This is a genomic window from Pseudomonas sp. PvP100, from assembly GCF_017833055.1.
Lineage (GTDB): Bacteria > Pseudomonadota > Gammaproteobacteria > Pseudomonadales > Pseudomonadaceae > Aquipseudomonas > Aquipseudomonas syringae.
Genome location: NZ_JAFIBO010000001.1, coordinates 3,098,605 through 3,118,941 on the forward strand (window position 1 = coordinate 3,098,605; position 20,337 = coordinate 3,118,941).

Genomic DNA, 20,337 nt, shown 5'->3' on the forward strand with positions numbered 1-20,337 from the left:
ACGCTGCCTTTGGCCTTCGGGGCGCGTTCCGTTAACATACTCAGCTTTTTCAAGCGGGAGACAGGCAGCATGGCGCAGCAGTATCAACCGGGGCAACGCTGGATTAGTGACAGCGAAGCCGAGCTGGGTTTGGGCACCGTTCTGGCACAGGACGGCCGCTTGTTGACCGTGCTCTATCCGGCCACTGGCGAAACACGTCAGTACGCACTGCGTAACGCGCCGCTGACCCGCGTGCGCTTCTCCCCTGGCGACGTGATCACGCACTTCGAAAACTGGAAAATGACCGTTCGCGAAGTCGACGATGTCGATGGCCTGCTGGTCTACCACGGCCTGAACGCGCAGAACGAACTGGTCACGCTGCCGGAAACCCAGTTGTCGAACTTCATCCAGTTCCGCCTGGCGACCGACCGTCTGTTTGCCGGCCAGATCGACCAGCTGTCATGGTTTTCGCTGCGCTACAACACGCTCGAGCACACCAGCCGTCAATTGCAGTCCTCGCTCTGGGGCCTGGGTGGCGTGCGCGCACAGCCTATCGCCCACCAGTTGCACATCGCTCGCGAAGTCGCGGACCGCATCGCGCCACGCGTTCTGCTGGCCGACGAAGTGGGCCTGGGTAAAACCATCGAAGCCGGTCTGGTGATCCATCGCCAACTGCTGTCGGGCCGCGCCAACCGCGTACTGATCCTGGTTCCGGAAAATCTGCAGCACCAGTGGCTGGTGGAAATGCGTCGCCGCTTCAACCTGCAGGTTGCGCTGTTCGACGCCGAGCGTTTCATGGAAAGCGATGCCGGCAACCCGTTCGAAGACACCCAGCTCGCGCTGGTTGCCCTGGAATGGCTGGTCGAAGACGAAAAAGCCCAGGACGCCCTGTTTGCGGCGGGCTGGGACTTGATGGTGGTTGACGAAGCGCACCACCTGGTCTGGCACGAAGACAAGGCCAGTCGCGAATATTCGTTGGTCGAACAGCTGGCCGAAGTCATTGCTGGCGTACTGCTGCTGACCGCGACGCCGGAACAACTGGGCCAGGACAGCCACTTTGCCCGTCTGCGCCTGCTGGACCCGAACCGTTTCCACGACCTCAAGGCCTTCCGCGCCGAGAGCGAGAACTATCGCCCGGTGGCCCAGGCCGTTCAGGAGTTGCTCGACAAGGGCAAGCTGTCCGCTGCGGCGCAAGAGACCATTCACGGCTTCCTGGGTGCCGAAGGCGATTCGCTGCTGGCCGCGGTGAATACCGGCGACGAAGAAGCCAAATCGCGTCTGATTCGCGAACTGCTGGACCGTCACGGCACCGGCCGCGTTCTGTTCCGCAACACCCGCGCCGCGGTGCAGGGCTTCCCGGAGCGCAAGCTGCATCAATACCCGCTGCCCTGCCCTGTCGAATACCTCGAATTGCCGGTCGGCGAGCATGCCGATCTTTACCCGGAAGTCAGCTTCCAGTCGCAATCGGAAGTCAGTGAAGAAGAGCGCTGGTGGCGCTTCGACCCCCGTGTCGACTGGCTGATCGATACCCTGAAAATGCTCAAGCGCGTCAAGGTGCTGGTCATCTGTGCCCACGCCGAAACCGCCATGGACCTGGAAGATGCGCTGCGTGTGCGCTCCGGTATCCCTGCAACGGTTTTCCACGAAGGCATGAACATCCTTGAGCGCGACCGTGCGGCGGCCTACTTTGCAGACGAAGAGTTCGGCGCCCAGGTGCTGATCTGTTCGGAAATCGGCAGTGAAGGCCGCAACTTCCAGTTCTCCCACCATCTGGTCCTGTTCGATCTGCCGTCGCACCCGGACTTGCTGGAGCAGCGTATCGGGCGTCTGGACCGGATCGGCCAGAAGCACACCATCGAGCTGCACGTCCCGTTCCTGGAAACCAGTCCGCAGGCCCGCCTGTTCCAGTGGTATCACGAAGCGCTCAACGCGTTCCTCAATACCTGCCCGACCGGCAACGCCCTGCAGCATCAGTTCGGCCCGCGCCTGCTGCCGCTGCTGGAAAGCGGTGACGACGACGAGTGGCAAACACTGATCGATGAAGCCCGCAGCGAACGCGAGCGCCTGGAAAGCGAACTGCATACCGGTCGCGACCGTTTGCTGGAACTCAATTCCGGCGGTGCTGGCGAAGGCGAAGCGCTGGTCGAAGCGATCCTCGATCAGGACGATCAGTTCAGCCTGCCGATCTACATGGAAACCCTGTTCGACGCGTTTGGCATCGACAGCGAGGACCATTCGGAAAACGCCCTGATCCTCAAGCCGAGTGAAAAGATGCTCGACGCCAGCTTCCCGTTGGGCGACGACGAAGGCGTGACCATCACCTACGACCGCAATCAGGCGCTGTCCCGCGAGGACATGCAGTTCATCACCTGGGAGCACCCGATGGTGCAAGGCGGCATGGATCTGGTGCTGTCCGGTTCGATGGGCAACACCGCCGTGGCGCTGATCAAGAACAAGGCGCTCAAGCCGGGCACCGTTCTGCTGGAACTGATCTACGTCAGCGAGGTGGTTGCGCCGCGCTCGCTGCAACTGGGACGTTATCTGCCGCCTGCCGCGCTGCGCTGCCTGCTCGACCCGAATGGCAACGATCTGGCCAGCCGTGTGTCGTTCAACACGCTCAATGATCAGCTCGAAAGTGTGCCCCGTGCCAGCGCCAACAAGTTCATCCAGGCACAACGTGACCAACTGACCCCGAGGATCAACGCGGGCGAAGAGAAAATCACGCCGAAACACGCAGAGCGCGTTGCCGAAGCGCAGCGCCGCCTGGCAGCCGATACTGAAGAAGAACTGGCCCGCCTGACGGCATTGCAAGCGGTCAACCCGACCGTGCGCGACAGTGAACTGGTGGCTCTGCGCGCTCAACGTGAACAGGGTCTGGCCATGCTTGAAAAAGCGGCACTGCGTCTGGAAGCGATCCGGGTACTGGTCGCAGGCTGAGGGCCAGTTACACACCCACCTGCCACGCGATATACGCCCCCCCTATCGTGCCCATGCTCCGCATGGGCATGCCTTTCCGGACGCTCTGCGTCCTCCCAAGCATAGAGTCCAGACGCGCCAGCCATCACTTTGATGCCAAATTGGCACCTCGTGTATTGGCAGGATGTAAACAGCTTCTATACTCAGCCTAGAACGCCAGGCCTTCAGCCTTGGCGCCCTTGCAGTGAGAATAGGGCAAGCTATGGATTGGCTGGGTTTGAACGTATTCGCTGACCCACCAGCGGACGTGCAATTGTTGATCGACTGTAGTCACAACCTGTTTCTGGTCGCGCTTGCTTACGGCGTGGCCTGTGCTGCGTGCTTTGCCACGCTGGACATTGCGGACCGTGTCATCCAGGTCGACGCCCTCAAAAGCCGTCGCCTCTGGAAAGCGCTGGGCGCGCTTTGCCTGGCCGGTGGCGTATGGGCGATGCATTTCATCAGCATGCTGGCCTTCCAGGCCCCCCTCAAAATCGCCTATGACCTCTCCATCACGCTGATTTCCCTGCTGATCGTATTGATCACCGCATTGGTGGCCATGCGAGCACTGACCATCCCCGAGCTGACCTTGAAGCGCTGTCTGATCAGCGCGGTGGTGATGGGGATCGGCATCAGTGTCATGCACTACCTGGGCATGTCGGCCATGCGCTCCACTGCCACGCAGTACTACGAGCCGCGGATGTTTGCCCTGTCGATTCTGGTGGCGGTTCTTTCCAGCATTGCGCTCCTGACCCTGTCCCGGCACTTGCGCCAGTACAGCGGCATGTTTCATCAGATGTTCCGTTACGCGGTCAGCCTTTTGCTGGGCGCAGGCCTGCTGACCATGCACCTGATGGGCATGAAGGCGCTGCGGCTGGTAATACCAGAAGGCGTTGCGCTGCACGGCCCCACTACCGAAAACAGCCAACAGCTGGGGCTTACCATCGCGGCCATCGCCCTGCTGATCATCGCCGGCAGCATCAGCGCAGCAATGGCCGACAAGAAACTGCAAGGCAAGGAGCATGACCTGCAACGGGTCAATGTGCTGCTCAGCCAGCTTGATCAGGCACGTGTCTCGCTTCAGCAGGTTGCACATTACGACCCACTGACCAACCTGATCAACCGTCGCGGCTTCAATCAGATCTTCGCCGAGAAGCTGCAGGAGCACACCTTCAACAAAGGCATGCTTGCGGTGATGTTCCTTGACATCGACCACTTCAAGCGCATCAACGACAGCCTGGGCCATGACGCGGGTGACGAGTTGCTCAAGGTGATCGCCGAGCGCATCCGCAGCGCTACACGTGCCCAGGACGTGGTTGCGCGTTTCGGCGGCGACGAATTCTGCATTCTGCTGAGCATTCCGGACTACGAAGAGGCAAGACATCTGGCTCATCGAGTCATGCACAAAATGAAGGAGACCATCGCGCTGGCAGGCAGGCGTATGGTCATGACCACCAGTATCGGCATTGCCGTGTTCCCGCGTGATGGTTCGACCTGCGATGAGCTGCTCAAGCACGCAGACCTCGCGCTCTACCAGTCAAAGGACAAAGGGCGCAACGGCGTCAACTTCTTCAACCCGGCTCTCAAGACCAAAGCCAGTCTGGAACTGCAACTGGAAGAAGAACTGCGCAATGCCTTGCGCGAGGGGAAGGGGCTGCAGGTGTATTACCAGCCTATTGTCGACATGCGCACTGGCCACGTTGCCAAGCTTGAGGCGCTGGTACGCTGGAATCACCCGCACCACGGCCTGCTGGTACCCGCACGCTTCATCAGCATTGCCGAGACTAACGGCCTGATTGCCGAGCTGGATAACTGGGTGCTGCGCCGCGCCTGTCACGACCTGCGCACTCTAGGCCAGGAAGGGCTGGAACAGCTGATCATCTCCGTCAACTGTTCAGCGCTGACGCTGGGCCGCAACGAACTGGTCGAAGAGGTTGAACGGGCGCTGGCCGATGCTGACGCGGCACCTGGACAGCTTGAACTGGAGGTGACCGAAAATGCCTTGATGGGCAACATCAGCAACACCATCCAGATGCTCAAGCACATTCGCAGCCTGGGTGTTTCACTGTCGATTGACGACTTCGGCACGGGATACTCGTCGCTCGCCTATCTCAAGCGACTGCCACTGGACACGCTGAAGATCGACCGTTCGTTCATTATCGACATTCCGCAGTCCCCGCAGGACATGGAAATCGTTCAGGCAATCCTCGTCATGGCGCATACGTTGCGCTTGAAAGTGGTAACCGAAGGCGTCGAAACCCAGGATCAACTGGAGTTTCTCAGGCAGTTTGGCAGTGATTACGTACAAGGTTATCTGTTCAGCAGGCCCCAGCCGCTGGAGCGCATCCTGCCTCTTGCCAGACAGATGAACCAGCGCGAGCCCACTACCCGCTGGTCTGCCCTGCCACAACAGCACAGCGAGGAGTCGGGCAGCGAAACACCAGCCATTCCGGATGTGTTTGCCGAACTGCGTGACAATGACGATTTCGCCAGTCCCAGACCTGTCCGTACCTGAGGGGGGGGCGCACGGCTCCACCGTCTAAAGAAACAGTGCAGCCCGCGGAACCGCTACCTCCAAGGTGGGGTTTTACGCTACGCGGGCTGCCGAAAAGTTACCTTCCAACTCACTCCGGAAAACCGCGCGGCACCTGACTGGTGCGCAAATCAATCCTGCGCCCTGTTTTGAATCAAAACCCAAGGTGCCACTACTACAGCCCAGAGCAGCGGATCTGTCTCCACCAGCTCAAGCGCCTTGGTTTCAGACACCTTGCCAACCCGCCCCTCAGCCAACCATGCAGACACCCTGGCTGCATCATTTTCGGCCACCGCCTCGGCGACTTCGATCAAATCCAGAGGCAACTCGACCCACAACAGGGCACCCTTGGCAAAGAATGGTTGCAATTCAGTCCAGGTGATTGATGCCGTTTCGCCAAGCAGTTTGGCATAGAGGGTGCTAGGTTCTTGCGTCATGGGTTTCACCAAAAAGAAAATCGGCGCAATGATAACGCCGAGTTTCCCACCGGCAAGCCCAGAAGCAGGCGATTTATCGCAGGGAAGTGCAGATAACCCTATGGATCTGAAGTGATTTCAGACGCTCAAGCGGTTCGATTCTGTAACTTTCTTTCGATTAAGCGACACCCACAGGTTTGTCCTCAGACGCCCGGCTTTCCAAGCCAGCGAACCGCGCTCTAAACTGTTCCGGTACAGTTGGCGGCGTGGGACAACCGGTGATCGAATCGGTCCTGGAGCCTTGGCCATCAGGATTATAAAAACTACAACGCAAGAGTGGAGCATCATGACTAAGGGTACCAATAAGCTTTCAAGGCTGTTTGCCGCACTGGTTATGGCGGGGGTTGCCAGCCATTCGTTCGCAGCTGACACCATCAAGATCGGCATCGCCGGTCCCAAGACCGGCCCTGTCGCCGAATACGGCACCATGCAGTTCAATGGCGCCAAGATGGCCATCGAGCAGATCAACGCCAAAGGCGGCGTAGATGGCAAAAAGCTTGAAGCCGTCGAATACGATGACGCCTGCGATCCGAAACAGGCCGTTGCGGTCGCCAACAAAGTGGTCAACGACGGCGTGAAATACGTGGTCGGTCACCTTTGCTCCAGCTCCGCCCAGCCAGCCTCCGACGTTTACGAAGACGAAGGCATCATCATGGTGACCCCGGCTGCCACCAGCCCGGAAATCACCGCGCGCGGCTACAAACTGGTGTTCCGCACCATCGGTCTGGACAGCGCTCAGGGTCCGGCCGCCGGCAACTACATTGCCGACGTCGCCAAGCCGAAAATCGTTGCAGTCATCCACGACAAGCAGCAGTACGGCGAAGGTATCGCGACAGCCTTCAAGCAGACGCTGGAGAAAAAAGGCGTCAAGGTTGCACTGTTCGAAGGCATCAACGCTGGCGACAAGGACTTCTCGTCGCTGATCGCCAAGCTCAAGCAGGCCAACGTAGACTTCGTCTACTACGGCGGCTACCACCCTGAGCTGGGCCAGATTCTGCGCCAGTCCAAGGAAAAAGGCCTGAATGCCAAGTTCATGGGCCCTGAAGGCGTCGGCAACGAGTCGATCTCGCAAATTGCTGGCGAAGCTTCCGAAGGCCTGCTGGTCACCCTGCCAAAATCCTTCGACCAGGACCCGGCCAACCAGGCACTGACCGAAGCCTTCAAGGCCAAGAGCCAGGACCCGAGCGGCCCGTTCGTGTACCCGTCCTACTCCGCCGTGCAGGTCATTGCTGACGGCATCGCTGCCGCCAAGTCCGAAGACACCACCAAGGTGGCTGCTGCCATCCATGCCGGTACTTTCAAGACGCCAATGGGCGAGCTGAGCTACGACGAAAAAGGTGACCTGAAGAACTTCCAGTTCGTGGTCTACGAGTGGCACTTCGGCAAACCCAAGACCGAAGCCGCCAAATAAGCTGCTTGCGTCAACCCTCAAAGCCCACTGCCAGCGCAGTGGGCTTTGTTTTACGAATCCAGGCCCGTACGCACGTTTCGGCGACCCGAACGGCGTGCACGAGGCCCCCTGAAAATCTTAAAACCGTCAATAGCGGTTCCTTGATAGCGCAACAGGCTACGCATCGACAGAATGCCACCCCGGCGCAGGTCAGAGAAATGCAGATCAGGTTTTTAGGAGCGCGGTAAATGCCCGAGTTATTCCACTACATGCAGCAGCTGGTCAATGGCCTGACCATTGGCAGTACGTATGCATTGATCGCCATCGGTTACACGATGGTGTACGGCATCATCGGAATGATCAACTTCGCCCATGGCGAGGTGTACATGATCGGTTCCTATGTAGCTTTCATGGCCCTCGCCGGTCTGGCGATGCTGGGGATTCACAGCCTGCCGTTGCTGATGATTGCCGGTTTTGCCGCTGCGATCATCGTGACCAGTGCCTACGGATACAGCATCGAGCGCGTGGCCTACCGTCCGTTGCGCAACAGCAACCGTCTGATTCCACTGATTTCCGCCATCGGCATGTCGATCTTTCTGCAGAACTCGGTCCAGCTTTCCCAGGGCTCGGGCAACTTCGCCATCCCCAACCTGCTGCCCGGCAGCCTCTCGTTCGGGCCCGGTGGCGCAGAGGAAGTGCTGATTTCCTACATGCAGATCGTGGTGTTCGTCGTCACCCTGGTGGCCATGACCGGCCTGACCCTGTTCATCTCCCGCTCGCGAATGGGCCGCGCCTGCCGCGCCTGCGCCGAGGACATGAAGATGGCCAATCTGCTGGGCATCAACACCAACAACATCATCGCCCTGACCTTCGTGGTCGGTGCTGCACTGGCCGCCGTCGCCGCCATGCTACTGAGCATGCAATACGGCGTGATCAACCCCAACGCCGGTTTCCTCGTCGGCCTGAAAGCCTTCACGGCTGCGGTACTGGGCGGTATCGGCTCGATCCCGGGTGCCGTGCTCGGTGGCCTGGTGCTGGGCGTCGCCGAAGCCTTCGGTGCCGACATTTTTGGTGATCAGTACAAGGACGTCGTGGCTTTCGGCCTGCTGGTCCTGGTGCTGCTGTTCCGACCGACCGGCATTCTGGGTCGTCCGGAGGTTGAGAAAGTATGAGCAAGTCTTTCAAACAGGCGCTGTTCAGCGCCTTACTGGTCTGGGCCGTGGCCTACCCGGTGTTCGGCCTGAAACTGGCCTTTTCCGGCGTCACCCTGCAAGTGCAGAACGCCAGCCCGCTGACCCTGACCATCATTGCCGTGTGTTCGGTGCTGCTGTTCCTGCGCGTGCTGTTCGCCGAGCAGATCAGCGGCCTGCGTCGTGGCTCCGAAAAACCGCTGATCCCGCAAAAGACCAGCGACTTCCTGACCCAGCCGAAAACCCAGCGCTGGGGCCTTGCGGCGCTCATCGTGCTGGCCTTCATCTGGCCATTCTTCGGGTCGCGCGGCGCGGTGGACATTGCCACGCTGATCCTGATCTACGTGATGCTCGGCCTCGGCCTGAACATCGTGGTCGGCCTGGCAGGTCTGCTTGACCTGGGTTATGTCGGTTTCTATGCGGTCGGGGCTTACAGCTATGCCCTGCTGTCGCACTACTACGGGCTCGGCTTCTGGATCTGCCTGCCGATCGCGGGACTGATGGCGGCGCTGTTCGGATTCCTGCTGGGCTTTCCGGTGTTGCGTCTGCGCGGCGACTACCTGGCCATCGTGACGCTGGGGTTCGGCGAGATCATCCGTATCTTCCTGCGCAACCTGACTGATATCACTGGTGGTCCGAACGGCATCAGCAACATCGAAAAGCCGACCCTCTTCGGTCTGACCTTCGAGCGCAAGGCCGCTGAGGGCATGCAGACCTTCCACGAGTTCTTCGGCCTGCCGTACAACTCGATCAACAAGGTCATCTTTCTCTACCTGATCGCCCTGCTGCTGGCGCTGGCGGCGTTGTTCGTCATCAATCGCCTGCTGCGCATGCCGATCGGACGGGCCTGGGAAGCCTTGCGCGAAGACGAAATCGCCTGCCGCGCACTGGGTCTGAACCCGACCGTGATCAAGCTCTCGGCCTTCACCCTTGGCGCTGCGTTCGCAGGTTTCGCGGGCAGCTTCTTTGCTGCACGTCAGGGTCTGATCACTCCGGAGTCGTTCACTTTCATCGAGTCGGCAATCATCCTCGCCATCGTGGTGCTGGGTGGCATGGGCTCGCAACTGGGCGTGATTCTGGCGGCGATCGTAATGATCCTGTTGCCTGAGCTGATGCGTGAGTTCAGTGACTACCGCATGCTGATGTTCGGCGCGCTGATGGTGCTGATGATGATCTGGCGTCCACAAGGCTTCCTGCCGATGCAGCGCCCCGAAATGAAATTGAAAGCGGAGCTGCCTAAATGAGCCGCCCATTACTGCAAGCCACTGGCTTGAGCATGCGTTTTGGCGGCCTGCTGGCGGTCAATGGCGTTGCCCTGACCGTCAATCAGGGGCAGGTTGTGTCGATGATCGGCCCCAATGGCGCCGGCAAGACGACAGTTTTCAACTGCCTGACCGGTTTCTACCGGCCGAGCGCAGGCACGATTCTGCTGGACGGTGAGCCGATCCAGGGCCTGGCTGGCCACCAGATCGCGCGCAAGGGTGTGGTGCGTACGTTCCAGAACGTGCGCCTGTTCAAGGAAATGACCGCCGTGGAAAACCTGTTGGTTGCCCAGCACCGGCATTTGAATACCAACTTCCTGTCCGGCCTGTTCAAGACGCCCGCGTTCCGCCGCAGCGAACGTGAGGCCATGGACTACGCCGAGCATTGGCTGGAGGCGGTCAACCTCAGGGAATTCGCCAACCGCCCTGCCGGGACGCTGGCCTACGGTCAGCAACGCCGCCTGGAAATCGCCCGCTGCATGATGACGCGTCCGCGCATTCTGATGCTCGACGAACCGGCAGCGGGTCTGAACCCCAGGGAAACCGATGATCTGAAAGCACTGATCGGCGTGTTGCGCAGCGAGCACAACGCGACGGTGCTGTTGATCGAGCACGACATGAAACTGGTGATGAGCATTTCCGACCACATCGTGGTGATCAATCAGGGCACGCCTCTGGCCGATGGCACGCCGGAACAGATTCGTGACAATCCTGATGTGATCAAAGCCTACCTGGGGGAAGCGTAAATGCTGCAGTTCGAAAACGTTTCCACCTTCTACGGCAAGATCCAGGCGCTGCACAGCGTCAACGTGGAAGTACGCCAGGGTGAAATTGTCACCCTGATCGGCGCCAACGGCGCGGGCAAGTCCACCCTGCTGATGACCCTGTGCGGCTCACCGCGCGCCCAAAGCGGCAGTATTCGCTACATGGGCGAGGAACTGGTCGGGCTGGAGTCGTCGATCATCATGCGCAAGAGCATTGCCGTGGTGCCGGAGGGCCGCCGGGTGTTTGCGCGTCTGACCGTTGAAGAGAACCTGGCGATGGGCGGTTTCTTCACGGAAAAAGAGGATTATCAGGAACAGATGGACAAGGTCCTGCACCTCTTTCCACGCCTCAAGGAACGCTTCAATCAGCGCGGCGGCACCATGTCCGGCGGCGAACAGCAGATGCTGGCCATTGGTCGTGCACTGATGAGCAAGCCCAAGTTGCTATTGCTGGACGAGCCTTCACTGGGTCTGGCGCCGATCATCATCCAGCAGATTTTCGAGATCGTCGAACAGCTGCGCCGCGATGGCGTGACGGTGTTTCTGGTCGAACAGAACGCCAACCAGGCCCTGAAAGTCGCCGACCGCGCCTACGTACTGGAAAACGGCCGCGTGGTCATGCAAGGCACAGGTGAAGAACTGCTGGTCGATCCGAAAGTGCGGGACGCGTATCTGGGCGGGTAAGCTCACATAACGTCCCGAGAGGCCGAAACGGTTTTGCAGGCGCGAATCGGGCGACGCTTCGCTTGTTCGCGAAGGCGTTCGTTTAAACGACATATTTTCGTCGAACAAAACGGCCCTTTCGCGAACAAGTTCGCTCCTACGGTCAGCGTCAAACCTGCACGATAGTCAAAGCCACTGCTCGCGCGATAAGCATCCCGACCCTTGTGATGCACCTCCAGTCTGAGTAACGTGGCGGCACCTGTCTGGAGACCACATCATGTTCGCTGCCCGTTCCGTCCTCGTATTTGCTCTTCTACCATTGTTTGCCGGGTGTCAATTGCTCGGTAAACAGACCGAGGAACCGAAGGTCTCCACGGTGGGCATGCTCCGTATGCAGGGCGACCTGACCGGGGAAAACGGCCAGTTGCTGTTCAAGCCGTGTAACGAACAGCGTCGCTACGTGGTCAAGGATCGCGGCAATACCGGCATTCTGCAGGAAGCGGCCTCGCTGGCGGACAGCAAAGGCACGGTGTTTGCCGATCTGCGCGGCAGCTTTGCCGCGAGCAAGGCGGCCAACAGTGACGGTCAGCTGGACCTGCATCAGCTGTACCGCGTTGAACGTCCCGGCCAGGCCTGTGAAGACCTCAATTTCAAACGCCTGACATTGCACGTCAATGGCAACAAGCCCGCCTGGAACGTCAATGTCAGCGGCAAGGGCATGGTTCTGGAACGCGAAGGCGTTGCGCCACTGGCGCTGCCCTACGTGGAAGAGAAGCTGCCGGACGGCAGTTTCAGCGTCAGCAGCGAGGCCAACAATCAGCGCATCGAGATCTGGGTTGCGCCACAGCGCTGCGTCGACAGCGTCGACGGCTCGGTGCAACACCTCACTGCAGAACTGCGCATAAACGGCCAGGCCCAGCGTGGCTGCGGTTATTACGGCGGTTCACGCGACGACTGATCGCTCAGGCTCGCCGCCAAAGGGGTTCAGCGCTTATAATCGCCGGTTCTTGTAGTGCTGTCGGGCTGAACCTGCGGCCCGAAAACTGGACCCCTTAATGTTACGAATCACCGAACTCAAGCTGCCGATCGATCATCCGGAAGAAGACCTGCGCGTTGCGCTCTTGAAGCACCTGGGTATCGACAGCGGCGAACTGCTGGACTTTACCCTCTTCAAGCGCAGCTACGACGCGCGCAAAAAGTCTTCCGAGCTGTGCTTCATCTACACCATCGACTTCCAGGTCAAGGATGAAGAAGCACTGTTGCGCAAGCTGGCCGATGACCGCCACGTCGGCCCGGCACCTGATGTCAGCTACAAAGTCGTCGGTCACGCTCCCGAGGGGCTGACAGAGCGCCCGATCGTCGTGGGTTTCGGACCCTGCGGTATCTTTGCCGGGCTGCTGCTCGCGCAGATGGGCTTCAAGCCGATCATCCTCGAGCGCGGCACCGAAGTTCGCCAGCGCACCAAGGACACCTGGGCGCTGTGGCGCAAAAACGTCCTCAGCCCCGAGTCCAACGTACAGTTTGGCGAGGGCGGTGCCGGGACCTTTTCCGACGGCAAGCTTTACAGCCAGATCAAGGACCCGAAATTCATCGGCCGCAAAGTGCTGCACGAATTCGTGAAAGCCGGCGCCCCGGAAGAAATCCTCTATGTCAGCAAGCCGCATATCGGCACGTTCCGCCTGACGGGCGTGGTCGAGAACATGCGCCATCAGATCGAAGCGCTGGGCGGCGAAGTGCGCTTCCAGCAGCGCGTGACCGACGTGATGATCGAGAACGGCCAATTGCTGGGTGTGCAGCTCCACAGCGGCGAACAGCTCGAGTCGCGGCATGTGATTCTGGCGCTGGGCCACAGTGCCCGTGACACCTTCCGCATGCTGCACGGCCGTGGCGTGTTCATGGAAGCCAAGCCGTTCTCGGTGGGCTTCCGCATCGAACATCCGCAATCGTTGATCGACCGCGCACGACTGGGCAAGTACGCCGGTCACCCGAAGCTCGGCGCAGCCGATTACAAGCTGGTGCACCACGCCAGCAACGGTCGCTCGGTCTACAGCTTCTGCATGTGTCCTGGCGGCACGGTCGTGGCAGCGACGTCAGAGCCAGGCCGAGTGGTCACCAACGGTATGAGCCAATACTCACGCAACGAGCGCAATGCCAACTCGGGCATCGTGGTCGGTATCTCGCCGGAACAGGACTACCCTGGCAGCCCGCTGGCCGGTATCGAGTTGCAGGAGCGTCTGGAATCTCACGCCTATCTGCTCGGCGGCAGCAGCTACGAAGCGCCTGCGCAACTGGTTGGCGACTTCATCGCAGGCAGGGCCTCGACGGCTCTGGGCAGCGTTGAACCGTCCTACAAGCCGGGGGTGAAGCTGGTGGACCTTGCCGAGGCCCTGCCCGCCTTTGCCATCGAAGCGATTCGTGAAGCGTTGCCTGCGTTCGACAAGCAGATCAAAGGCTTCTCACTGCACGACGCTGTGCTGACCGGCATCGAAACCCGCACCTCGGCACCGCTGCGCATCACCCGCGGGCCGACTCTGCAAAGCCTCAATACCAAAGGCCTTTACCCGGCGGGTGAAGGCGCTGGCTATGCGGGCGGGATTCTCTCGGCTGGTGTGGACGGCATTCGGGTGGCCGAAGCGCTGGTGCGCGACATGCTGGGGATCGAGGGCTGAGCCCAGTCTGACTATCGTTGTACATAAGCCTTGTGGGAGCATTCACGCTTGGCAATAAAAAACCCCGAGCATTGCGGCTCGGGGTTTTGCTGTGCGGTGTTGCAGATCAGTGGGTAACGCGGCTGGTGCCGTTGACGCTCATGATGCGCACGCGCTCGCCGACCCGGAAAATCTCGTTTTCCTGAACCTGCTGCACGTAGGCACGCATGCTGCCGTCATCCTCACGCACGGTGATTTCGACACCTTGCGTACGGGTCAGGCCTTCCTCGGTCGCCGAACCCAGCAGACCACCGGCCACTGCGCCGATCACCGCTGCCACGATACTGCCGCGACCCCCACCGATAGCGCTGCCACCCACACCACCAACAACGGCACCCGCCGCGCCGCCGATCGGGGTCTTGGTGCCCTCGATCTTGACCGGACGCAAGGATTCGATCGTCCCCATGCGAACTGTCTGTACGGTCCTGGCCTCATCACGGGAATAGGAATCACCGGTCAGATTCGAGGTACAGCCGCCCAGCGTCAGAGCCATGGCAGTGAACGAAGCAACCAGAAGAGCAGACTTGCGCATAAAAGGAATCTCCAGAGGAATCAGTGGCCATTAGACTACCCGACAAAGGTGCTGTCACGGCCCCGAGCCTGCAAATTAAATTGATTCAGGCCTCATACAGCCGTAACCCGTATAACGCTCAGACGATTGGCCAAACGAATAATTCAATCAGGGTGCAAGGCGCTCGCGTGTCCATCTGTCGTCTATCAAACGATAGTTCAAACGGTCGTGAAGTCGACTGGAGCGGCCCTGCCAGAACTCGATCCGCTCGGGCAAAAGACGGTAGCCACCCCAGTGCTCGGGGCAATGTGGCTGGGTGTCTGCGAAGCGTTGTTCCGTCTGTCTGATCAGGCCTTCCAGTTCGTCGCGATCCGCGATCACGCGACTCTGTGGCGAGGCCCATGCACCCAGACGGCTGCCCAGAGGGCGCACCTGGTAATAAGCGTCGGATTCTTGCGCAGAGACTTTCTCCACCCGACCCTCGATACGCACCTGGCGCTCCAGTGTCGGCCAGAAGAAGGTCATCGCGGCAAATGGACGTGCAGCGATCTGCTGGCCCTTGGCGCTTTCGTAGTTAGTGAAAAACGTGAACCCCTGAGTGTCCAGGCCCTTGAGCAGCAAGACGCGGCAATGTGGACGTCCTTGCTCATCAACCGTCGCCAGTGTCATGGCGTTAGCCTCGACAGGCGGCTGCTCAGTGTTCACCGCGTCGGCAAACCATGCATGAAAGAGTGCAAAGGGCTCGTCCGGCGATTGCGCTTCGGTCAACCCGTCGCGCGTGTAATCACGGCGCATGTCGGCCAGGGTCTGAGTCATGGTTTCATTCCTGCGCAGATATCATGAACGTTAGCTAACTCTCGTTACGAGGCTCGGCGCTCGCCGTTATCACACATTCGTTTTTGATTCTGGCCGAAGGCCGTGGGAGCGAACTTGTTCGCGAAGACGGTGATTCAGACGATACGTTTCGCAGACTGTACCGGCCTTTTCGCGAACAAGTTCGCTCCCACGCCCTCCGGGCAGAAGCCTGAAAGCCTTGTTTTTCAGGCTATTCAGGACTTGTGCACAACGCAAAGCGCGGAGCGTGGAGACGAAAGTCGTGAGGTAACCAGGCCTCAGTTACTGGCCTGGCTGTCATCTTTCTTGGCGGGCGCCTTGGCCTTGGTCGCTGCTGGTTTTTTAGCTGCTGCGGTGGTCTTGGCTGGCGCGGCCTTCTTGGCGGTGCTGGCTTTGGCCGGTGCAGCTTTCTTGGCGGTGTCTTTCTTCGCAGCGGCTTTCTTGGCAGGTGCGGCGGCAAGTGGCGGGGCAACCGGCTTGACGTCCTGGGTAGCGACCATGGTCGGCGCCACTGGCGGCAGTGCGTAGCGGCTCATCAGCGCGCGCATGGTGTACTGCGGCGTCATGAGAATCTCGACCCGGCGGTTGAGCGCACGGCCCTGCAGGCTGTCGTTGGCAGCGCGCGGCATCACGGCACCCATGCCACGCTGGCTCAGACGGTTACGCTCCAGGCCACTGAGACGGAAAATAGCGGCAACCGATTGCGCACGTTCCTGGCTGATCTTCTGGTTGGCTTCGGTAGGACCCGAAGTGTCGGCATGACCGAGAATCAGCACGGCAGTTTTCTGATCGCCTTCGACCACCTTGGCCAGACGGGTGATCGGACCCAGCGTGTTCGGCAGCAGCATGGCCGGACGGTCAGGGTTGAACGAGCTGTCGACTGGCGCGGTGATTGCCAGCAGGTCTTCGCGACGCTCCAGCTGGAACGGGCTGTCCTTGATTGCAGCGCGCAGGCGCGGCTCGTACTCGTCCAGCCAGGCCTGGGTCACTTTCGGATCAGGCATCGCCAGCGCTTTCGGCTCGTCCTTGGAGGAGTCGTTGCCAAACGGCCACCACCACTTGGTGTCGGTCTCCGATTTGGCAACCAGCGCCGGCGCAGCGGGCTTGGCTGCCGGCTTGTCGGCCACGGCATCAGGTTTGGCCTGCGCGTTATCGTTCGAACCGAACGGCCAGTACCACGGCGCGCTGTTTTCAGCACCTGCCGCAGGTGCCGGCGTGGCCGCAGCCTTGGCAACCGGAGCGGGTGCCGGGCTCGGTGCCGGAGCCTTGGCAGCGGTGCCTGCGTCAGCGGAGTCGCTGCCGGAACCGAACTGCCACCAATGGCCTCCGGTTGCAGCAGAGTCGGATTGTGGGGTTTGGGCACAGCCGGTCACGGCGATGCACAGGGCGAGAACGAGGCTTTTATTAGACGACATGGGTAACCCGCAACGGTTTTGATCAGACAGAAGGACGTAACTACGCCGGTATAACATGCATAAAGATGCAGTTGGAAAAAGAAACCGTCGTACGGTTCCTGTTACAGCCATTTAACTGACAGTCGGTATGAAACAAGCACTTATAGCCGATACTTACTGCAAACACTCACGCAGAACCCCGACCAGTTTCTGCGCACGTGGGTCCATCAGAATGTAGGGCCCCAAGGTGTTGTTAACGAAGCCAAAGGCAACCTCGTCATCAGGATCGGCGAACCCTACCGAGCCGCCCGCCCCCGGATGGCCAAAGGCTTTAGGCCCCAGGCCGTAGGTCGCGTTGGCAACGCCCGGCTGATCGAGCATGCAGCCCAGCCCCAGACGGGTCGAGGTCAGTAATGTCTTGTCCTGACCGAGGCTGTGTTCCCGAGTCAGCTCATTGAGCATGTCGGCTTCAAGCAGGCTGCCATCGAGCAGACCGTTATAGAAACCGGCGAGACTGCGTGCATTGCCGTGGCCGTTGGCCGCCGGTTGCTGCATGCGGCGCCACTCCGGCCTGTTGGTGCTGGTCATGATCGACGGCGGGTTGGTGAACGCCTTGGCAGTGATCGAAGCCGGCTCGCGCATCGTCGCCTGCAGCACGCGTTGGGCAGCGTCGTCACCGGCATTGCCTTTGCCGCGCGCGATATGGGCCACGCGATGAAACTGGTCATCCGGCAGCCCAACATGAAAATCCAGCCCCAGCGGGCGGGCGATACGCGCAGCAATGGACTCCCCAGGGCCTCGACCATCGGCGCGGCGCAGCATCTCGCCCACCAGCCAGCCATAGGTGATCGCCGCATAACCATGCCCCTGACCCGGTGTCCACCAGGGTTCTTCGGCTGCCAGGGCGGCGGTCATGGTGTCCCACTGGTAAAGCGCTTCGGCCGGCAACGGCTCACGCAACGCGGGCAGCCCGGCCTGATGGCAGAGCAATTGGCGAAGCGTGATGGAGGCCTTGCCCGCCGCGGCGAATTCGGGCCAAAGCCTGGCCACGGGTTCGTCCAGCTTCAACTTGCCCTCTTCGACCAGTTGCAGAACCGCCACGCTGGTGAAGGTCTTGGTGCAGGAGAACAGGTTGAGAATAGTGTCGGTGTGCCACGCCTCGGCACCGTCCTTGTCGGCAGTGCCCGCCCACAGATCGATGACGGTCTGGCCACCAACCTGAATGCACAAGGCGGCGCCGCGCTCCTGAGGGTCGTCAAAGAGCGCCGCAAAGGCTTCACGTACTGCTTCGAATTGAAGTTCGTAATGACCCTGGATCTGCAACGGCTGACTCCTGACTGACAACATGAGCCTGGCGACAGGCTAAACGGGCCGTATTGTTTCAGCGATCGAGCGGTTTGGGAACAGATGTGAAACGCTCTTCATCTTTGGCTCACGTTATTTCCCGACGGAACGGTGGCAGCGCATTGAGAATCGCCTTGCCATAGCGCTGGGTGACCATGCGGCGGTCCAGCAGCGTGATGGTGCCGCGGTCCTCTTCGGTACGCAGCAAGCGACCACAGGCCTGCACCAGACGCAACGAGGCGTCGGGCACGGCGATCTCCATGAACGGGTTACCGCCACGCGCTTCGATCCACTCGGCCAGCGCAGCCTCGACCGGGTCATCCGGCACTGCGAACGGGATCTTGGCGATGACCACGTGTTCGCAGTAGGCGCCGGGCAAATCCACACCCTCGGCGAAGCTGGCCAGCCCGAACAGTACGCTGGACTCGCCGCTGTCGACGCGTGCCTTGTGCTTGTTGAGGGTCTCCTGTTTGGACAGGTTGCCCTGAATGAACACCTGCTTGCGCCAATCACGATCCAGGCCGTCGAAGACATCCTGCATCTGCTTGCGCGACGAATACAGCACCAGCGTGCCTCGCGAACCCTCCACCAGACCGGGCAGGTCGCGGATGATCGCGGCGGTATGCGCCACCGAGTCACGCGGGTCGGCCTTGAGGTCCGGTACACGAAGCACACCGGCATCGGCGTGATGGAACGGGCTTGGCACCACGGCGGTCACCGCCCCTTTGGGCAGCCCGGCACGCATGCGATAGCGGTCGAATTTGCCCAGCGCGGTAAGCGTCGCCGAGGTGACCAGCGCGCCGTAGGCGATGTTCCACAAGTTGCGGCGCAGCATTTCCGCCGCCAGGATCGGGCTGGCATTGACCTCGATATCGAACATTGCACCGCTGTCGGCCAGGGTCAGCCAGCGCGCCATTGGCGGGCTGTCTTCCGGGTCTTCGGCGGTGAAGGCGGTCCACAATTCCCAGTTGCCATGCGCGCGGGCCAGCAGGCTGCCGAACAGCGGATACCATTCTTCGGCCTGATGGCTGGCGATGCCGATGTTGACCTCACCGTCCATGCCTTCCTTGAGCAGCTCGGTCAGGCGCGTGAACAGGTCGTCAAGGCGCGCGAAGCCCTTCTTGAGCTCGATGCCCATTTCGCGGATGTGCTCGGGAATCACGCCGCCGACAAAGCGGTGACGTGGACGCTCGCGGCCCTGCATGTCTTCACCGGCGCGGAAATCCGCCAGTTGCTCGCAGGCACCGAACATGAACTGCTGATGGCCTTTGATTTCGCGGGCCAGCTCCGGCACCTGCTCGATCAGCTTGCCCAGATCGCCGGGCAGCGGATGCTGGGCCAGCAGCTTGGCGAGGTTCTTGGCGGTCTGTTCCAGCCAGTCGGCGGTCGATTTCAATCGGGTGTAGTGGGCAAAGTGGCCGATGGCCTTGTCCGGCAGGTGATGCCCCTCGTCGAATACATACAAGGTGTCACGCGGGTCCGGCAGCACCGCACCACCGCCCAGTGCCAGGTCGGCCAGCACCATGTCGTGGTTGGTGACGATCACATCGACCTTGCCCATGCCTTCACGCGCCTTATAGAAGGCGCACTGCTGAAAGTTGGGGCAGTGCCGGTTGGTGCACTGGCTGTGATCGGTGGTCAGACGCGCCCAGTCCTGATCGGCGAGTTCCTGCGGCCAGCTGTCGCGATCGCCGTCCCACTTGTTGCCCGCCAGCTTCTGCAACATGCTGGTGAAAAGCTTCTGACTGGCCTCATCGACTTCGATCTTGAAGCCTTCTTCCTCGAACAGCTGCGCGGTCGCGTTGGTCGCGTCACTTTCCTGCAGCAGTGCGTCGAGCTTGGACAGGCACATGTAACGCCCGCGCCCCTTGGCCAGGGCGAAGGTAAAATTCAGACCGCTGTTGCGCATCAGGTCCGGCAGGTCCTTGTAGACGATCTGCTCCTGCAGGGCGACGGTCGCGGTGGCGATCACCAGCCGCTTGCCTGCCGCCTTGGCGGTGGGAATCGAGGCGATGGCATAGGCCACGGTCTTGCCGGTACCCGTTCCGGCTTCGACGGCCACTACCGCTGGATCGCCCGAACGACGGCCCTCTTCATCGGTGTCAATGTCCCCCAGCACCTTGGCGACTTCAGCGATCATCAATCGCTGGCCATAGCGTGGCTTGAGGCTCTTGGCTTCGAGGAAACGCGAGTAAGCGCCCTGGATCTGGGTTTTGAGTTCGGTACTGATCATTGGCTTCGGTTCGGGGGCACGGCTAAAAAGGCTGGATAAATTTTCAGTAGTTCTGAGTGGGCGCTATCATAGCGCGCTAAATCCATCCGCGCAGAACGGAG

At 60.5% G+C, this 20,337-nt stretch carries 15 protein-coding genes and 1 pseudogene; 10 read left to right on the plus strand and 6 right to left on the minus strand.

What is annotated here, in order from left to right:
* The first annotated feature begins 69 nt into the window (after positions 1-69).
* Entirely contained in the window at positions 70-2,916 is a 2,847-nt protein-coding gene (gene rapA / locus JOE39_RS13120) for an RNA polymerase-associated protein RapA (protein ID WP_003425586.1), read from the plus strand.
* A 241-nt stretch (positions 2,917-3,157) separates the two neighbouring features.
* On the plus strand, positions 3,158-5,449 hold the full coding sequence (locus JOE39_RS13125) for an EAL domain-containing protein (RefSeq protein ID WP_032659775.1): 2,292 nt from the start codon (positions 3,158-3,160) through the stop codon (positions 5,447-5,449).
* A 149-nt stretch (positions 5,450-5,598) separates the two neighbouring features.
* On the opposite strand, the gene JOE39_RS13130 is transcribed toward JOE39_RS13125, so the two are convergent.
* Positions 5,599-5,904 carry a DUF2288 domain-containing protein gene (locus JOE39_RS13130; protein WP_003393364.1) on the minus strand — a complete coding sequence of 102 codons (306 nt, stop codon included), beginning with the start codon at positions 5,902-5,904 and terminating at the stop codon, positions 5,599-5,601.
* On the opposite strand from JOE39_RS13130, the pseudogene JOE39_RS26335 reads away from it, so the two are divergent.
* The 8 genes and pseudogenes from JOE39_RS26335 to JOE39_RS13165 form a co-directional block, all read left to right on the plus strand.
* Positions 5,903-6,154 (plus strand): annotated as a pseudogene (locus tag JOE39_RS26335) (hypothetical protein); the annotation flags it as partial. The gene JOE39_RS13130 and the pseudogene JOE39_RS26335 sit on opposite strands and share 2 nt — an antisense overlap.
* A 75-nt stretch (positions 6,155-6,229) precedes the next feature.
* Positions 6,230-7,354, plus strand: a complete 1,125-nt coding sequence (locus JOE39_RS13135; protein ID WP_210077265.1) for a branched-chain amino acid ABC transporter substrate-binding protein — start codon at positions 6,230-6,232, stop codon at positions 7,352-7,354.
* Positions 7,355-7,581: 227 nt separating this feature from the next.
* Entirely contained in the window at positions 7,582-8,505 is a 924-nt protein-coding gene (gene livH / locus JOE39_RS13140; protein WP_003314436.1) for a high-affinity branched-chain amino acid ABC transporter permease LivH, read from the plus strand.
* Positions 8,502-9,767, plus strand: coding sequence for a high-affinity branched-chain amino acid ABC transporter permease LivM (locus JOE39_RS13145; RefSeq protein ID WP_003393368.1), 1,266 nt, complete (start codon positions 8,502-8,504; stop codon positions 9,765-9,767). Before livH ends, JOE39_RS13145 begins: the two co-directional genes overlap by 4 nt.
* Complete coding sequence (livG, locus tag JOE39_RS13150) at positions 9,764-10,531, plus strand: high-affinity branched-chain amino acid ABC transporter ATP-binding protein LivG (protein WP_003314434.1); 768 nt, start codon at positions 9,764-9,766, stop codon at positions 10,529-10,531. The genes JOE39_RS13145 and livG overlap by 4 nt, the downstream gene beginning before the upstream one ends.
* On the plus strand, positions 10,532-11,233 hold the full coding sequence (locus JOE39_RS13155; protein ID WP_003314433.1) for an ABC transporter ATP-binding protein: 702 nt from the start codon (positions 10,532-10,534) through the stop codon (positions 11,231-11,233).
* Between the two features lie 256 nt (positions 11,234-11,489).
* Complete coding sequence (locus JOE39_RS13160) at positions 11,490-12,170, plus strand: membrane protein (protein WP_024649277.1); 681 nt, start codon at positions 11,490-11,492, stop codon at positions 12,168-12,170.
* Between the two features lie 97 nt (positions 12,171-12,267).
* Positions 12,268-13,881 carry an NAD(P)/FAD-dependent oxidoreductase gene (locus JOE39_RS13165; RefSeq protein WP_024661634.1) on the plus strand — a complete coding sequence of 538 codons (1,614 nt, stop codon included), beginning with the start codon at positions 12,268-12,270 and terminating at the stop codon, positions 13,879-13,881.
* 106 nt (positions 13,882-13,987) lie between these two features.
* Here JOE39_RS13165 and JOE39_RS13170 read toward each other — a convergent pair whose 3' ends face one another.
* The 5 genes from JOE39_RS13170 to dinG form a co-directional block, all read right to left on the minus strand.
* Positions 13,988-14,452 (minus strand): glycine zipper 2TM domain-containing protein, encoded by a 465-nt coding sequence (locus tag JOE39_RS13170; protein ID WP_003314430.1) that lies wholly within the window; start codon positions 14,450-14,452, stop codon positions 13,988-13,990.
* 147 nt (positions 14,453-14,599) lie between these two features.
* Entirely contained in the window at positions 14,600-15,247 is a 648-nt protein-coding gene (pdxH, locus tag JOE39_RS13175) for a pyridoxamine 5'-phosphate oxidase (RefSeq protein WP_003363512.1), read from the minus strand.
* Positions 15,248-15,543: 296 nt separating this feature from the next.
* Positions 15,544-16,680, minus strand: coding sequence for an OmpA family protein (locus JOE39_RS13180; protein ID WP_210077263.1), 1,137 nt, complete (start codon positions 16,678-16,680; stop codon positions 15,544-15,546).
* 153 nt (positions 16,681-16,833) lie between these two features.
* Positions 16,834-17,982, minus strand: a complete 1,149-nt coding sequence (locus tag JOE39_RS13185) for a serine hydrolase domain-containing protein (RefSeq protein ID WP_210077261.1) — start codon at positions 17,980-17,982, stop codon at positions 16,834-16,836.
* A 109-nt stretch (positions 17,983-18,091) separates the two neighbouring features.
* Complete coding sequence (gene dinG / locus JOE39_RS13190) at positions 18,092-20,236, minus strand: ATP-dependent DNA helicase DinG (protein WP_210077259.1); 2,145 nt, start codon at positions 20,234-20,236, stop codon at positions 18,092-18,094.
* Between the last annotated feature and the right edge of the window lie 101 nt (positions 20,237-20,337).

What these genes read in the sequence shown, in the direction of transcription:
- livG (WP_003314434.1), top strand. Translation starts at nt 9,764, where the DNA reads ATGAGCCGCCCATTACTGCAAGCCACTGGCTTGAGCATGCGTTTTGGC.
- JOE39_RS13130 (WP_003393364.1), bottom strand. Translation starts at nt 5,904, where the DNA reads ATGACGCAAGAACCTAGCACCCTCTATGCCAAACTGCTTGGCGAAACG.
- JOE39_RS13160 (WP_024649277.1), top strand. Translation starts at nt 11,490, where the DNA reads ATGTTCGCTGCCCGTTCCGTCCTCGTATTTGCTCTTCTACCATTGTTT.
- pdxH (WP_003363512.1), bottom strand. Translation starts at nt 15,247, where the DNA reads ATGACTCAGACCCTGGCCGACATGCGCCGTGATTACACGCGCGACGGG.
- livH (WP_003314436.1), top strand. Translation starts at nt 7,582, where the DNA reads ATGCCCGAGTTATTCCACTACATGCAGCAGCTGGTCAATGGCCTGACC.
- JOE39_RS13125 (WP_032659775.1), top strand. Translation starts at nt 3,158, where the DNA reads ATGGATTGGCTGGGTTTGAACGTATTCGCTGACCCACCAGCGGACGTG.
- JOE39_RS13155 (WP_003314433.1), top strand. Translation starts at nt 10,532, where the DNA reads ATGCTGCAGTTCGAAAACGTTTCCACCTTCTACGGCAAGATCCAGGCG.
- JOE39_RS13145 (WP_003393368.1), top strand. Translation starts at nt 8,502, where the DNA reads ATGAGCAAGTCTTTCAAACAGGCGCTGTTCAGCGCCTTACTGGTCTGG.
- rapA (WP_003425586.1), top strand. Translation starts at nt 70, where the DNA reads ATGGCGCAGCAGTATCAACCGGGGCAACGCTGGATTAGTGACAGCGAA.
- JOE39_RS13180 (WP_210077263.1), bottom strand. Translation starts at nt 16,680, where the DNA reads ATGTCGTCTAATAAAAGCCTCGTTCTCGCCCTGTGCATCGCCGTGACC.
- dinG (WP_210077259.1), bottom strand. Translation starts at nt 20,236, where the DNA reads ATGATCAGTACCGAACTCAAAACCCAGATCCAGGGCGCTTACTCGCGT.
- JOE39_RS13170 (WP_003314430.1), bottom strand. Translation starts at nt 14,452, where the DNA reads ATGCGCAAGTCTGCTCTTCTGGTTGCTTCGTTCACTGCCATGGCTCTG.
- JOE39_RS13165 (WP_024661634.1), top strand. Translation starts at nt 12,268, where the DNA reads ATGTTACGAATCACCGAACTCAAGCTGCCGATCGATCATCCGGAAGAA.
- JOE39_RS13135 (WP_210077265.1), top strand. Translation starts at nt 6,230, where the DNA reads ATGACTAAGGGTACCAATAAGCTTTCAAGGCTGTTTGCCGCACTGGTT.